At 76.1% G+C, this 13726-nt stretch carries 17 protein-coding genes; 6 read left to right on the top strand and 11 right to left on the bottom strand.

Features of this window, described 5'->3' with window-relative positions; all coding sequences use genetic code 11:
• Nucleotides 1-72: 72 nt before the first annotated feature.
• The 6 genes from ACI784_RS22045 to ACI784_RS22020 form a co-directional block, all read right to left on the bottom strand.
• The gene (locus tag ACI784_RS22045; RefSeq protein ID WP_457014910.1) at nucleotides 73-2367 is read right to left on the bottom strand and encodes a heavy metal translocating P-type ATPase; all 2295 of its coding nucleotides are present in this window, start codon (nucleotides 2365-2367) and stop codon (nucleotides 73-75) included.
• Nucleotides 2368-2378: 11 nt separating this feature from the next.
• The gene (locus ACI784_RS22040) at nucleotides 2379-3290 is read right to left on the bottom strand and encodes a hypothetical protein (protein ID WP_457014909.1); all 912 of its coding nucleotides are present in this window, start codon (nucleotides 3288-3290) and stop codon (nucleotides 2379-2381) included.
• 25 nt (nucleotides 3291-3315) lie between these two features.
• A complete protein-coding gene (locus ACI784_RS22035; protein ID WP_456924434.1) occupies nucleotides 3316-3525 on the bottom strand; it encodes a heavy-metal-associated domain-containing protein in 210 nt (69 codons plus the stop codon).
• A 25-nt stretch (nucleotides 3526-3550) separates the two neighbouring features.
• A complete protein-coding gene (locus tag ACI784_RS22030) occupies nucleotides 3551-3844 on the bottom strand; it encodes a metal-sensitive transcriptional regulator (RefSeq protein ID WP_345771608.1) in 294 nt (97 codons plus the stop codon).
• 55 nt (nucleotides 3845-3899) lie between these two features.
• Complete coding sequence (locus ACI784_RS22025) at nucleotides 3900-4310, bottom strand: MerR family transcriptional regulator (protein WP_457014908.1); 411 nt, start codon at nucleotides 4308-4310, stop codon at nucleotides 3900-3902.
• Nucleotides 4311-4401: 91 nt separating this feature from the next.
• Nucleotides 4402-4899 (bottom strand): Hsp20/alpha crystallin family protein, encoded by a 498-nt coding sequence (locus tag ACI784_RS22020; protein ID WP_456924432.1) that lies wholly within the window; start codon nucleotides 4897-4899, stop codon nucleotides 4402-4404.
• Nucleotides 4900-5099: 200 nt separating this feature from the next.
• Here ACI784_RS22020 and ACI784_RS22015 point away from each other — a divergent pair, with 200 nt between their 5' ends.
• The 5 genes from ACI784_RS22015 to ACI784_RS21995 all read left to right on the top strand — a co-directional run bounded on the left by ACI784_RS22015 (nucleotide 5100) and on the right by ACI784_RS21995 (nucleotide 8213).
• The gene (locus ACI784_RS22015; RefSeq protein WP_456924431.1) at nucleotides 5100-5465 is read left to right on the top strand and encodes an STAS domain-containing protein; all 366 of its coding nucleotides are present in this window, start codon (nucleotides 5100-5102) and stop codon (nucleotides 5463-5465) included.
• Nucleotides 5466-5591: 126 nt separating this feature from the next.
• Nucleotides 5592-6782 carry a YibE/F family protein gene (locus ACI784_RS22010; protein WP_456924430.1) on the top strand — a complete coding sequence of 397 codons (1191 nt, stop codon included), beginning with the start codon at nucleotides 5592-5594 and terminating at the stop codon, nucleotides 6780-6782.
• Nucleotides 6783-6796: 14 nt separating this feature from the next.
• Nucleotides 6797-7414 (top strand): class I SAM-dependent methyltransferase, encoded by a 618-nt coding sequence (locus ACI784_RS22005; protein ID WP_457014907.1) that lies wholly within the window; start codon nucleotides 6797-6799, stop codon nucleotides 7412-7414.
• Entirely contained in the window at nucleotides 7404-7748 is a 345-nt protein-coding gene (locus tag ACI784_RS22000; protein WP_457014906.1) for a TraR/DksA family transcriptional regulator, read from the top strand. Before ACI784_RS22005 ends, ACI784_RS22000 begins: the two co-directional genes overlap by 11 nt.
• Nucleotides 7749-7829: 81 nt before the next feature.
• Nucleotides 7830-8213, top strand: coding sequence for a nuclear transport factor 2 family protein (locus ACI784_RS21995; RefSeq protein WP_457014905.1), 384 nt, complete (start codon nucleotides 7830-7832; stop codon nucleotides 8211-8213).
• Nucleotides 8214-8314: 101 nt separating this feature from the next.
• Here ACI784_RS21995 and ACI784_RS21990 read toward each other — a convergent pair whose 3' ends face one another.
• The 5 genes from ACI784_RS21990 to ACI784_RS21970 form a co-directional block, all read right to left on the bottom strand.
• A complete protein-coding gene (locus ACI784_RS21990) occupies nucleotides 8315-9196 on the bottom strand; it encodes a glycosyltransferase family 2 protein (RefSeq protein ID WP_457014904.1) in 882 nt (293 codons plus the stop codon).
• 104 nt (nucleotides 9197-9300) lie between these two features.
• On the bottom strand, nucleotides 9301-10173 hold the full coding sequence (locus ACI784_RS21985) for a glycosyltransferase family 2 protein (protein ID WP_457014903.1): 873 nt from the start codon (nucleotides 10171-10173) through the stop codon (nucleotides 9301-9303).
• Nucleotides 10170-11234 carry a prenyltransferase gene (locus ACI784_RS21980; RefSeq protein WP_457014902.1) on the bottom strand — a complete coding sequence of 355 codons (1065 nt, stop codon included), beginning with the start codon at nucleotides 11232-11234 and terminating at the stop codon, nucleotides 10170-10172. The genes ACI784_RS21985 and ACI784_RS21980 overlap by 4 nt, the downstream gene beginning before the upstream one ends.
• A gap of 22 nt (nucleotides 11235-11256) precedes the next feature.
• Nucleotides 11257-12048 (bottom strand): class I SAM-dependent methyltransferase, encoded by a 792-nt coding sequence (locus ACI784_RS21975; protein WP_457014901.1) that lies wholly within the window; start codon nucleotides 12046-12048, stop codon nucleotides 11257-11259.
• Complete coding sequence (locus tag ACI784_RS21970) at nucleotides 12042-13295, bottom strand: glycosyltransferase family 4 protein (RefSeq protein ID WP_457014900.1); 1254 nt, start codon at nucleotides 13293-13295, stop codon at nucleotides 12042-12044. The genes ACI784_RS21975 and ACI784_RS21970 overlap by 7 nt, the downstream gene beginning before the upstream one ends.
• An 88-nt stretch (nucleotides 13296-13383) precedes the next feature.
• Here ACI784_RS21970 and ACI784_RS21965 point away from each other — a divergent pair, with 88 nt between their 5' ends.
• The gene (locus tag ACI784_RS21965) at nucleotides 13384-13677 is read left to right on the top strand and encodes a Dabb family protein (protein WP_457014899.1); all 294 of its coding nucleotides are present in this window, start codon (nucleotides 13384-13386) and stop codon (nucleotides 13675-13677) included.
• The last annotated feature ends 49 nt before the right edge of the window (nucleotides 13678-13726 follow it).

Raw genomic sequence — 13726 nt, 5'->3', positions numbered from 1 at the left:
CCCCCCCGGCCCGCGCCCCCCCCCCCCCCCGGGGGGCCCCCCCCCCGCGCATCCGCAGGAAGGTGTCTCCGGTCAGGCGGCGACGGCCGCCCGGCGCCCGGCGGGGACGGCGGTGGTGCCGCCGTTTCCCGGCAGGGGGGCGAACCGGCGCAGCCGGAGGCTGTTGGTGACGACGAAGACCGAGCTCAGCGCCATCGCGGCGCCCGCGATCATGGGGTTGAGCAGCCCGGCCATGGCCAGCGGGATCGCCGCCACGTTGTAGGCGAACGCCCAGAACAGGTTGCCCTTGATGATCGCCAGCGTGCGGCGGGACAGCCGGATGGCATCGGCGGCCGCGCGCAGGTCGCCGCGCACCAGCGTGAGGTCGGAGGCCTGGATCGCGACGTCGGTGCCGGTGCCCATGGCCAGCCCCAGGTCGGCCTGGGCGAGGGCGGCGGCGTCGTTCACGCCGTCGCCGACCATCGCCACGACCCGGCCCTCGGCCTGCAGCCGGCGGACGACGTCCACCTTGTCCTGCGGCAGCACCTCGGCGACCACCTCGTCGATGCCGACCTCGGCGGCGACGGTCCGCGCGACCGCCTCGTTGTCGCCGGTCAGCAGGACCGGGTGCAGGCCGAGGTCGCGCAGCTGCGTCACGGCGGCGGCCGAGGTCGGCTTGACCGCGTCGGCGACGACCAGCAGGCCGACCGCCGCGCCGTCCACCGCGACGAGGACGGCGGTGCCCCCGCGGGTCTCGGCGTCGGCCTGCGCGGCGGCCAGGGGCGCCGGTACGGGCACCTGTCGCTCGGCCAGCAACCGGGGCCGCCCGACCAGCACCGCGGCGCCCTCCACGACGCCTTGCACGCCGAGCCCGGCGAGGCCGGCGAAGCCCTCGACCGCCGGCAACGGGCCGACCCGGTCGGCGGCCGCGGCGGCGACCGCGCGGGCGATCGGGTGCTCGGAGCCGTGCTCGAGTGCGCCGGCCAGCCGCAGCACCCGGCCGGCGTCCTCGCCGGGCGCGGGGGCGACGTCGGTGAGGGTCATCCGCCCGGTGGTCACCGTGCCGGTCTTGTCGAGCACCACGGTGTCGACGGCGCGGGTGGACTCCAGCACCTCCGGGCCCTTGATGAGGACGCCGAGCTGCGCGCCGCGGCCGGTGCCGACCATGAGGGCGGTCGGCGTGGCCAGCCCGAGCGCGCACGGGCAGGCGATGATCAGCACGGCCACCGCGGCGGTGAAGGCGGCCGGCAGCCCGGCGCCGGCGCCGATCCAGAAGCCGAGGGTGGCGACGGCGAGGGCCAGCACGACCGGCACGAAGGCGCCGGAGACCCGGTCGGCCAGCCGCTGCACCTGCGCCTTGCCGTTCTGCGCCTCCTCGACCAGCCGGGCCATCTGCGCCAGCTGGGTCTCCGCGCCGATCCGGGTGGCCCGCACGACCAGCCGGCCGCCGGCGTTCACCGTCGCGCCGACGACGGGGTCGCCCGGGCCCACCTCGACCGGCACCGACTCGCCGGTGAGCATCGAGGCGTCGACCGCGGAGGCCCCGTCGGTCACCTCGCCGTCCGCGGCGATCTTCTCGCCGGGCCGGACGACGAACAGGTCGCCGACGCCCAGCCGGCCGACCGGCACCCGGCGCTCCGTGCCGCCGCGCAGCACGGACACCTCCTTGGCGCCGAGCTCCAGCAGGGCCCGCAGGGCGGCGCCGGCCCGCCGCTTGGACCGGGCCTCGACGAACCGCCCGGCCAGCAGGAACGTGGTCACGCCGGCGGCGGCCTCGAGGTAGACGTTCGCGCTGCCGTCGCCGCGGGCGACGGTGAACTCGAACGGGTGCGTCATGCCGGGCTCGCCGGCGGTGCCGAGGAACAGCGCGTACAGCGACCACAGGAACGCCGCGCCGGTCCCGAGGGAGACCAGCGTGTCCATGGTGGCCGCGCCGTGGCGCAGGTTGGTCCAGGCGGCGCGGTGGAACGGCAGGCCGCCCCAGACGACCACCGGCGCGGCCAGGGTGAGCGACAGCCACTGCCAGTACGGGAACTGCAGCGCCGGGACCATCGCCATGGCCACCACCGGCACCGTCAGCAGGGTGGCGACGACCAGCCGGCGGCGCAGGGACAGGACCCCGTCCTCCTCGGCCGCCGGCTCGGGAGCGGCCGGCGGCTGCGGCAGGGTCGCGGTGTAGCCGGTCTTCTCGACGGTGGCGATCAGGTCGGCCGGGGTGACGGCGCCGCCGTAGCGCACCTTCGCCTTCTCGGTCGCGTAGTTCACCGTCGCGGTGACGCCGTCGAGCCGGTTGAGCTTCTTCTCGATGCGGGCGGCGCAGGAGGCGCAGGTCATGCCGCCGATGGCGAGCTCGACCTCGCCGGCCGGCGACTGGGTGGTGGCGCTCAACGCGGGTCTCCTCAGCCGCCGTGACCGTGGCCGGCCGGCTCGTCGGGGGCGCCGCCTTCCCTGCCCGGGGCGACCTGGACGGGGAAGGCGGCGGTGTGCACGGTGTCGCCGTGCCGGAAGTCGAGGAACAGCCGGTACGCGCCGGGGGACGGCGCCGTCGCGGCGAACGCCACGTGCGGACCGGGCGCCGGGGTGGTCCCGTCGGCCGGCTCGACCGGGTGCACGTGGAGGTATGCCAGGTCGCCCTCGCGCAGCGCGACCAGGTGGCCGTAGGCGCCGAGGTAGGGCTGCAGGTCGGTGACCGGCCGGCCGTCGCGGCTGACGCTGAGGGTCAGCTCCGACTCGCGGCCGGCGACGAGGTCCCCGGTCAGGACGACGGTGTAGCCGTCGGTCTCTGTCACCGCGGCGGGCTCGGGCGGTGGCTGCGGGTCGTAGTCGCCGGCCACCTCGACGTCGGTGCCGAGCACCAGGTCCTCGCCGAGCGCGGTCGGGGTGGTGTCGACGACGACCCGCCAGCTGCCCGCGGTGAGCGCGACCGGCGTCCGCCAGGTGCCGTCGGCGCCGAGCTCCGGGTGCAGGTGCTGGTAGCCGGTGAGGTCGCGGCGGACGGCGACGAGGTGCAGGTCCTCGTCGTGCTCCACCTCGTACGCGCGCACCGGGGCGCCGTCGGGGCCCAGCACGCGGAAGGCGAGGGTCGCCGTCCCGGCCGGCAGCTGCGGGTCCGGCACCTCCAGGCGGTACCCGGACTCGGCGACCGCGAGACCGCCGTAGGCGGGCCCGGCCGGGGCGGGCGCCGGGCTGCCGGCGCTCGCGTGCGACTCCGGCGCCGCGATCGGGCCCACCGCGGCACCGACGCCGACGGCGGCGCCGAAGACGGCGGCCAGGCCGAGGGCGACGACGGCCAGTCGCGCCGGCGTGTTCATGGCATCCCCTCGCGCGGTGCGCCGGTCAGCTGCCGGCGAGCTCGTAGCCGGCCTCCTCGACCGCGGCGCGCACGGCGCCGTCGTCGACCGGGTCGGTGCTGCTGACCGTCAGGCCGCCGGTGGCGAGGTCGACGTCGACGGTGGTGACGCCCGGGACGGCGGAGACCTCCTCGGTGACCGCGGTGACGCAGTGGCCGCAGGTCATGCCGACGACGGTGAAGGTGGCGGTGCTCATGGGGGTTCCTCTCGGGTGCTGGGGGTCAGGAGCGGACGAGCCGGGCGATCGCCTCGGACGCCTCACGGACCTTCTCGTCGGCCTCGCGGCCGCCGGCCTGGGCCGCCTGGACGACGCAGTGCGACATGTGCTCCTCGAGCAGGCCCAGGGCGACCGACTGCAGCGCCTTCGTCATCGCCGACACCTGGGTGAGGATGTCGATGCAGTACTTCTCGTCCTCGACCATCCGCTGCAGGCCGCGGGCCTGGCCCTCGATGCGCCGCAGGCGCTTGAGGTAGTCGTCCTTGCGGTGGATGTAGCCGTGCGGCGCGCTCTCCACGGGGGTCCTCCTGACGGCTCGTGCTCCGTTGCGGAGAACCATACCCCCCTAGGGTCTATTGCGCAGCGTCGGGGCGGGCGTCGCGGCGGCCCCGGCCGGCGTTCCCGGTACCGCCGGCGCGCAGCCGGTCGACGGTGGCCTGCAACCGCTCGCTGTCGGCCCGGGCGTCGGCGAGCTCGTCCTGGAGCCCGAGGATCACCTCGGCGGAGGCGAGGGTGTGTCCGTCGTCGAGGAGGCCGCGCAGTCGCGCGGCCAGGGTGAGCTGGTGGCGGGAGTAGCGGCGGTGCCCGCCGGGGGAGCGGTGCGGCTGGAGCACCCCCGCGGTGTCCAGGCTGCGCAGGAAGGCGGCCTGGACACCGAGCAGCTCCGCCGCCTGGCTCATCGAGAGCGCCGGGAAGTCGGGGTCGTCGAGCCGCCGGAGCGCCTCGCCACCCGGGTCGGGCTCCTCGCGGTGCCGCTCGCTCATGGCGCTCCTCTGCTCCCGACAGTGCGCAGGGGCCGGGCCCGTGCGGACCCGGCCCCTGCTGCGCGGCGGCCGCGTGCCGCCGGGTGGCCGATCAGCTCTCGACGGCCTTGGACTGGGACGACTCGCCCTCGATGGTGCGCCCCTCCACCGCGACCGGGGTGTCGGCGCGGGTGACCTGGATCTTGCGGGCCCGGGCCTTCTCGGCGACGGGGATGCTCACGGTGAGCACGCCGTCGTGGTAGCTGGCCTCGAGCCGGTCGGTGTCCAGGCTCCGGCCGAGCACGAGCTGCCGGGTGTAGCTGCCGTAGGGCCGCTCCGCGATGCTCCACTCGGCGTTCTCGAGCTGGGGCACCGTGCGCTCGGCGGTCACGGTCAGCGTCGCGCCCTCGACCGACAGGTCGATGGAGCCGGGGTCGACGCCGGGCAGGTCGAAGTGGGCGACGAAGTTGTCGCCGACCCGGTAGGCGTCCATCGGCATGCCGGACAGCGGGCGGGCGGTCATCCCGCCACCGCGGCCGGTGAGCTGGTCCAGTGCCCGGAAGGCGGCGGACGTGGCGGCGAACGGGTCGTAGGCGGTCAGCATCGCCATGGCTGTGCAACCTCCTGTGTGTGGTCCTGTCGAGTTCGCTGCCCGAGGTGAACCTCTAGTGGCAACTGGAGATTACCTCTGACACGCACTGGTGTAAACATCCATCCGGAGAATTTGTTCCCCGCTCGACCGGCCACGGCCTCGCCGGCGGGCGCTTGAGCATCGGCCGCACGGGGCAGTGCTCTGCCGTGGACGAGCGCATGGGTCCCCCAGCGCAGGGGGAGACGGGACACGAGCAGGCCGGCAGCGGGACGACGGAGGTGACCACCAGCCTGGCGGGCGACGTCGCCACCCTGACCGTCGTCGGGGAGCTGAGCGAGGAGGCGCGGCGCCCGCTGGTCCGGACCATGACCGACCTGCTGCTCGCCGAGCCGGGGCTGCACCGGGTGCGCCTGGACACCCGCGCGGTGACCTACGTGAACTCCGCGGGGATGGCGGTGCTGGTGCAGCTGCAGAAGCTGGGGCAGCCGCGCGGGGTGGAGCTGGTGCTGGTCGCCCCGCCGTCGACGGTGGCCCGCCCGCTGCAGCTGTCCGGTCTGTGGCGGCGGTTCCCCGTCGAGGAGTGAGCGCCCATCGGCACCTCCTAGCCTGACCGGGTGCCGCCGAGCCACCCCCACAGTCACGGTCCCGACCCCGACGCGCCCCCGCCGAGTCCGGAGGTCCTCCTCCGCCGGCGCCGTGCGGTCCGGCTGATGCTCCTGCTGCTCGTGCCGGTCGGGCTGGCCACCGTCGTGGGGCTGGTCGTGCTGTGGCCCGGGGACGAGCCGTCGCGGGCGCAGCAGGCCGCCGAGCTGTACGTCCCGCCGGGGACCACGTACCACGACGCCCGGGTGTCGTCGGTGGAGCCGTTCGACTGCTCCTTGCCCGGCGGGGACGGGCAGCCGGCGCAGCAGCTCACCTGCGCCACGGTGGTGACCGAGGTGCTCGACGGGCCCGACGAGGGCGACTTCGTGCAGGTCGACCTGCCGGCGGAGGTGTTCGCGGCCGGGGTCGCCGAGGGCGACGTCCTCGTCCTCACCCGGGACGGCGGCGCCGAGGGAGCCGCGTCGTACGCGTTCTTCGACTACGACCGGGACGTGCCGATCGTCGTCCTGACGATCGCCTTCGCCGTGGTGGTGGGCCTGGTGGCCCGCCTGCGGGGGCTGGCCTCGCTGGTCGGGCTGGCGTTCGCCTTCTTCGTCCTCCTGCAGTTCGTGCTCCCGGCCCTGCTGACCGACCAGTCGCCGGTGCTGGTCAGCCTGGTCGGGTCGGCGGCGATCATGTTCGTCGTCCTGTACCTCGCCCACGGCTTCTCCGCCCGGACCACGACCGCGCTGGTCGGCACCCTGTTCGGCCTCACGCTGGTCGCCGTCCTCGGCGCGGTCGCCGTCGAGACCGCCCGGCTGACCGGGCTGACCAGCGAGGAGACCACGACCCTCCTGCAGTACGACCCGACGCTGGACTTCTCCGGCCTGGTGCTCGCCGGCGTGGTCGTCGCCGGGCTCGGCGTGCTCAACGACGTCACGATCACCCAGGCCTCGGCGATCTGGCAGCTCAACGAGGTCGACCCCGACATGAGCTGGCGGGACCTCTACCGCCGGGGCATGACGGTCGGCCGCGACCACATCGCCTCGACGGTGTACACGATCGTCTTCGCCTACGCCGGGGCCGCGTTGCCGCTGCTGCTGCTCTTCGAGCTCTACTCCCAGCCGTGGGACGTCGTCCTCACCAGCTCGGCGATGGCGGAGGAGGTGATCCGCACCCTCGTCGGCGCGATCGCCCTGGTCCTCGCCGTCCCGGTGACGACGGCGGCCGGCGCGTTCTTCGCCAAGGCCGCCGGCACCGAGGCAGGGGCCGCGACCGACCGGCGGATGACCGCCCTGCGCGCCCGGTTCGCCCGGTGAGCGGGGCGAGGACCGTGCCCGACCTGTTGCTCGCCGCCCGCGCCGCGCCCGGCTTCATGCCCGACGAGGAGGGGACGGCGCTGTACGAGGCCGCCCGCGCGGTCACCGTCCCCGGCCCGCTGCTGGAGGTCGGCACCTGGATGGGGAGGTCGGCGCTCTACCTGGCCGCCGCCGCCCGCGAGACCGGCCGGCAGGTGGTCACCGTCGACCACCACCGCGGCTCCGAGGAGCACCAGCCGGGCTGGGAGTACCACGACCCGTCGCTGGTCGACCCCGCCGTCGGGCTGCTCGACACCCTGCCCCGGTTCCGCCGGACCATCGCCGACGCCGGCGCGGAGGACGTCGTCATCGCCGTCGTCGCCCGGTCGGAGACCCTCGCGCCGCTGTGGACCACCCCGCTGGCGCTGCTGTTCCTCGACGGGAGCCACACCGAGGAGTCCGCCCGCCGCGACCAGGACGCCTGGGCGGCCAAGCTCGCCGTCGGCGGCACCCTGGCCATCCACGACGTCTTCCCGGACCCGGCCGACGGGGGTCAGGCGCCCTACGGGGTGTACCGGCGGGTGCTCGCGTCGGGGGAGTTCACCGAGCTGCCCGGCACCGGTTCCCTGAGGCTGCTCCGCCGTGAGCGCTGAGGCGGGCGGGGGCGGTGCGCTGGCGGCCGAGCGGGCCGCCGTCCTCGCCCAGATCGCGGCGCTGACGGCCGAGTTCGACGCCGTCGTCGCGGCGTCCCGGTCGTCCAACGCCGACGACGAGCACGACCCGGAGGGCGCGACCATCGCCTTCGAACGGCAGCAGGTCGTCGCCCTGCTCGACGCCGCCCGGCGCCGGCTGGCCGACGTCGACGCCGCGCTGGCCCGCCGTGCGGCCGGCGACTACGGCACCTGCGAGAGCTGCGGGCGGCCGATCGCCCCCGAGCGGCTGGAAGCGCGGCCCGCCGCGCGCACCTGCATCGACTGCGCCCGCTGAGCCTCCTCGACCGGGATCCCCGGTGGCATCCTGGCGGACGCGACGCGACGCGACGCGACGGGGCGTCGGCGAGGAGGCGCGATGACGCGATCGGATCAGCTGCGCGACTCGACCACCGAGGCGACCAGGGTGGTGGTGGAGCGCTTCCTCGACGCCTTCGGCCGGGGCGCCGTGGACGCGATCATGGCCGAGATGGCCGACGACGTCGTGTTCGAGTCCACCGAGCCGCCCGACGGACGCCGCCACGAGGGGCAGGCGGAGGTGCGGCGCGTCTGGGAGCAGCTGTTCGCGACCCCGGGTGCCCGGTTCACCACCGAGGACCTCCTGCCGCACGGCGAGCGGGCCGTGGCGCTGTGGCGGTACTCGTGGGGGACCGGGGAGGGCGGCGGCCACGTGCGCGGCGTGGACGTCATCACCGTCCGGGGCGGCAAGGTCGTGGAGAAGCTCTCGTACGTCAAGGGCTGACCGGTTCGGGCCCGCACCGCGCCCGGCCGGCGGTCTGCGCGCAGACCGTGGTCTCCCGGCCTGGCAGGGCACGTTGTGTGCACGAACCGTGGCAGGAGTGCTCAGCTGACGTAGCGGCGGGCGGTCGAGGTGCGCTGCGACTCCTCGAGCGCGGCGAAGCGGGCCTCGGCGTGCGGCGGCAGCACCCGGCGCTCCCGCAGCACCCAGGGCAGCCCGCGCACCGCGTCCAGGACGCCGAGCACGCTGAGCCGGTCCCGCGGCACGGTGCGCAACAGGTGCCGGGTGCGGCGCAGGGCCGGTCGCAGCGGGCGGCGCAGCCACGTCGTCCAGAGGGTGTTGCGGATGCCGTCGCGGCGGCGCTTGTGCGGATCGCGGGCGGTGCTGGCCTGGTGGTGCACGGTGAGCTCCGGCAGGTAGCACAGCTCCCAGCCGCGGGCGGCGAGGTCGCCGGCCATGAGCTCCTCCTCGCCGCCGAGCCACAGACGCTCGCAGAAGCCGCCCACCTCCTCGAAGGCCGCGCGCCGCAGCACCGACGCGCCCGCGAGGAAGGAGCCCAGCGCCGGGCCGGGCAGCCAGTCCGCGCCGCGGACGGGGGAGTCCCGCAGCTCCGAGACGATCGGGTCTTCGCGGCCGCCCGGCTCGACGAGGATCCGCGCGGTGACGACGGCCAGCCGCGGGTGGGTGTCGAAGGCGTCGGCGGCCGCGCGCAGCGAGCCGGGGTCCCACCAGGTGTCGTCGTCGCAGAAGGCCACGTAGGGGGTCGACACCCGGGCCACGCCGACGTTGCGGCCGACGGCGCCGAGGTTCTCCGGGCTGGCGACGAGCTCCACCTCGGGGAACCGCTCGGCGACCGCCGCCGCCGTCCCGTCGGTGGACCCGTTGTCGACCACGACCACGTGCGGCTGCTCGGGCAGGGCGCGCAGCCGGGCCAGCGCCCGGAGCACCTCGTCGCGGCGCTGGTGGGTGATGACGACGACGGCCACCCGCGGGTCGGTGTGGCCCTCCTGCAGGGGCCCGCCGCCAGCTTGCGAGTGGTGGGGGGCAGGAGAGTCCTCTCTCACGCGGCCGGGGGCGGCCTCGGTCGCCGTCACGCGGCGTCGCCGGCGAGCAGCCGGACGTCGGACCACACCGCGTCGGGCACCCGGTGGCGGCCCCGTAGCGCGGCCGGCACGTCCGGGACCGCGCGCAGCAGCCCCCGCAGCCCCGGGCGTCCGGCGCGGACGGCGGAGGCGAGCAGCGGCGGCAGCGCCGGGAGGGGGTGGCGCATGACGGCGGTGAGCACCCGGCTGCGCCAGATCGCGGCCTGCCGGCGGGCCGGGGCGTCCCGCCGCGGGGAGGGGTGGTGGTGGATGGTGACCTCGTCGACGTAGGCCAGTCCCCAGCCGGCGGCGGCGAGGTCGAGCGCCACCCGCTCCTCCTCGCCGGGGAAGCGGACCACCGCGTCGAACCCGCCGACGGCCGCGAACGCCTCGGTGCGCACCAGCGCCGCGCAGGCGACGAAGCCCAGCAGCGACGGGCCGGGCAGGTCGGGGGCGGTGCCCAGAGGGCTGTCGGCCATCTCGGCGCAGACCGGGTCCAGCCGCTCCTCCGGGCCGACGAGGATGCGGGCGTTGAGCAGCGCCAGCCGCGGGTGCGCGCGCATGATCTGCACCGCCCGTGCCAGGTCGCCGGGCGCCCACCACGAGTCGTCGTCGGCGAACGCGACGAACGGGGTGCCGGCCTGCTCGGCGCCCAGCGTCCGGGCCCGGGCGCCGAGGTTGTGCTCCAGGGGCAGCACCGTCACCTCGGGGTGGGCGGCCCGGACGGCGTCCACCGTGCCGTCGGTGGAGCCGTTGTCGACCAGCACCACCGGCGCCTCGTGCCGGGGCAGTGAGGCGAGCAGGTCCTCGCGGCGGTTGCGGCTGGCCACCACGACGGTGACGGGCGGTCCTGCGGCGGCGGGGGTGTCGGGCGGGGTCACGACAGCACCGTGCCCGCGCCTCCCGCGAGCCAATCCACCGCACCCTGTGACGCATCCGTGCCGGCAGCCGGCAGCGCCGCCGGATCGGTGAACAGCGCGCAGGCGGGGGTGGCGGCGGCCAGCGCGTCCGCGGCGAGGACGACCGCGGCCGCCGTCCAGGTGGTCCGCTCCACCGGCCAGCGGGCGTCGTCGGGGTACACGAAGCCGGTCCAGTAGGAGCCGTCGTCGTGGCGCAGGTGCTGCATCGCGGCCACCTGCTCGACCGCGGCGTCCCGCTGGCCGGCGGCGGCCAGCGCCAGCGCCAGCTCGCAGGTCTCCGCGCCGGTCACCCAGGGGCGGTCGGCGACGCAGCGGGCGCCGAGGCCGGGGACGACGAACCGGTCCCAGTCGGCGGCCAGCCGCTCGGTGGCCGCGAGCCCCGTCACGGCGCCGCCGAGCACCGGGTAGTACCAGTCCATCGAGTAGCGGGAGCGGTCGGCGAACGCCCCGGGGCGGGTGCGCAGGGCCGTGCCGAGGTCGTCGGCGGCCAGCTCCCAGTCCGGCTGCGGCTCCCCGGCGAGCGCGGCCAGCGCGACCCCGCAGCGCAGCGCCTGGAACAGGCTCGCGTTGCCGGTCAGCAGGGCGGTGCCGTCGGGCGTGCCGTCCGGTCGCAGGGCCCAGCCGACCGCCCCGCCCGGCAGCTGCATGCGGGTGACCAGGTCCAGCCCGCGGCGGACCACCGGCCACAGCGCGGTGACCAGCTCCTCGTCACCGGTGCACAGCCAGCTGTGCCACAGGCCGACGGCGAGGTAGCCGGCGTGGTTGCTCTCGGCTCCGGGAGCGGACTCCGCGCCGCCGCGGTACTCGGCGGCCCACGACCCGTCGGGTCGCTGCCGGGCGGCCAGCCAGCGGTAGGCGGCCCGGGCCCGGTCGTGCTCGCCGCCGACGTCGAGGGCCATCGCGGCCTCCACGGAGTCCCACGGGTCCAGCCGGCCGCCGCGGGACCACGGCAGCGCGCCGTCGGCCTCCTGCTCCGCGGCGATCGCCGCCACCGTCGCGCGCACCTGCTCCCCGCTGAGCACCCCGGGCAGCTCCGGCAGCAGCTCAGACAGCGGTCCGCTCCGGCTCGGTCCGCCCGGTCCGCCCGGTCTGTGCGGCGCGGGCCGGCGCCGGCTGGTCCGCAGCGGCGACCGGCTTGTCGGCGTAGACGACCAGGCTCTTGCCGAGCAGCGGGTCCAGCAGCCGTTCGGCGGTGCGGGTGGGCCACGGCCGCCGCATGAGGTCCCAGACGAGCAGCCGGTGGTAGGTGCGGACCGCGGCGGTGTCGCGGTCGACCCCGACGGCGCACTTCAGCCACCAGAAGGGTGCGTGCAGCGCGTGCGCGTGGTGCTGCCCGCCGGGCACCAGGCCCGCGGCGGCGAGCCGGGTGCGCAGCACGTCGCCGCGGTAGATGCGCACGTGGCCGCCCTCGTTGGCGTGGTAGGCGTCCGACAGCGCCCAGCAGATCCGCTCGGGCAGGTAGCGGGGGACGGTCACCGCGACCCGCCCGCCGGGCTTGAGCACGCGGGCGATCTCGGCCAGGGCGGTGACGTCGTCGGGGATGTGCTCGAGCACCTCGGAGGCGATCACCCGGTCCACGCTGGCGTCGGGCACCGGGAGTGCGCGCAGGTCGCCGCGGACCACCGCGTACCGGGCGCCGTTCCCGCCCTCGCCGGCCTCGGCGATCGCGCCCAGCCAGCGCCGCGTCGTCTCGACCTCGGGCACGCCCCAGTCGACCGCGACCACCCGCGCGCCCCGGCGGAAGGCCTCGAAGGCGTGCCGGCCCTCGCCGCAGCCGAGGTCGAGCACGGTCATGCCCGGCCGCAGGCCGAGCCGGTCGTAGTCGACGGTCAGCACGGGCGGCTCTTCCTCTCGAGCACCTGCGCGTACCACTCCGCCGTCCGTTCGGCCGTGGACCGCCACGTGTAGGACGCCAGCACCCGGCGCCGCCCGGCCCGGCCCAGCTGCTCGCCGAGGGAGGGCGAGTCGAGCACCAGTTGCAGCGCCGCGGTGAGCTCCCCGACGTCGCCGGCGGGCACCCGCAGGCCGGCCTTGCTGCCCACGACCTCGGGCAGCGCACCGGCGTCGGTGGTGACCAGTGGCGTGCCGCAGGCCATGGCCTCGATCGCGGGGAGGGAGAACCCCTCGTACAGCGACGGGATGGCGACGACGGCGGCGCCCTGCAGCAGCGCCACCAGGTCCGCCTCGGGCAGGGGGCCGGTGAAGCGGACCGCGTCGCGCAGGCCCAGCCGGTCCAGCGCCGCCTCGGCCGGCCCGCCCGGCCGGGCGGTGCCGACGACGGTCAGCCGCACCTGCCGCTCGGTGCGCAGCTTCGCGACCGCCTCCAGCAGGTGCACCAGGCCCTTGAGCGGCACGTCGGCGCTGGTGGTGACCACGATCGACGCGCGGTCCCGCGGGCGGCCGGGCGGGGGAGGGGTGAAGACGTCGGGGTCGATGCCCACCGGGATGACGTCGACTCCGGCCGCGGGCACGCCCAGGTGGGTCTCGATGTCGCGGCGCGAGCTCTCCGAGACGGTGGTGATGCCGTCCAGCCGCGGCGCCACGCGCGCCTGCATGCCGGTGAAGGCGTACCAGCGGCGCAGCGTCAGCCGGCGGCGGCGGGAGGGGGCGGCGGCCAGCTCCAGCGCGCGGTCGATGGCGACCGGGTGGTGGACCGTGGCCACCGTGGGCACGCCCGCGCGGACCAACCGCAGCAACCCGAGGCCCAGGCTCTGGTTGTCGTGGACGACGTCGAACTCGCCGGCCCGGGGGAGCAGCTCCCGGGCCGCGCGGAGGCTGAAGGTGAGCGGTTCCGGGAAGCCGGCGGTGCACATCAGGGCCCACTCGGTGAGGTCGACCCAGTCGCGGAACTCGCCCGGCCGCGGCGTGCGGAACGGGTCCGGCTCGCGGTAGAGGTCGAGACTGGGCACCCGCTCCAGCGGCACGCCGTCGTCCAGCTCCGGGTAGGGCTGGCCGCTGAACACCGTGACGGCGTGGCCGAGGGCGGTCAGCTCGCGGGACAGCGCGCGGACGTAGACGCCCTGGCCACCGCTGTGCGGCTTGCTCCGGTAGGACAGCAGTGCGACGCGCAACGACCGTCCCATGGTCGGCGACTCTAGTGTCCCGGTGTGACGCGCCGGTTCCGGTAGCCCCGGCTGTGGACGGCGGACCGGTGCTGAGAGGGTGGCGGTCATGCTGCGCCACGTCGTGCTCTTCACCTGGTCCGACGACGCCGACCCCGAGCGCCGGGCCACCACACTGGCCGCGCTCCGGCGGCTGCCCGAGGAGGTGGGCGGGATGACGTCGTTCCACGTCGGCCCCGACGCCGGGCTGCGGGAGGGCAACGCGCACACCGCGCTGGTCGCCGACTTCCCCGACGCCGAGGCCTGGCGGCGCTACGCCGAGCACCCGGTGCACCTGCAGGTGGTCGCCGAGCACGTGACCCCGTACCTCGCCTCGCGGAGCGCGGCCCAGTACGAGGTCTGAGACCCGCGCGCAGGCACGGGGCGGGGACATCCCGGCCGGCGTCCTCCAC

The sequence above is a fragment of the Geodermatophilus sp. SYSU D01186 genome, assembly GCF_054050215.1.
Note: the sequence above shows the minus strand (reverse complement) of the source record. Positions and strands in the feature narration are given on the sequence as shown.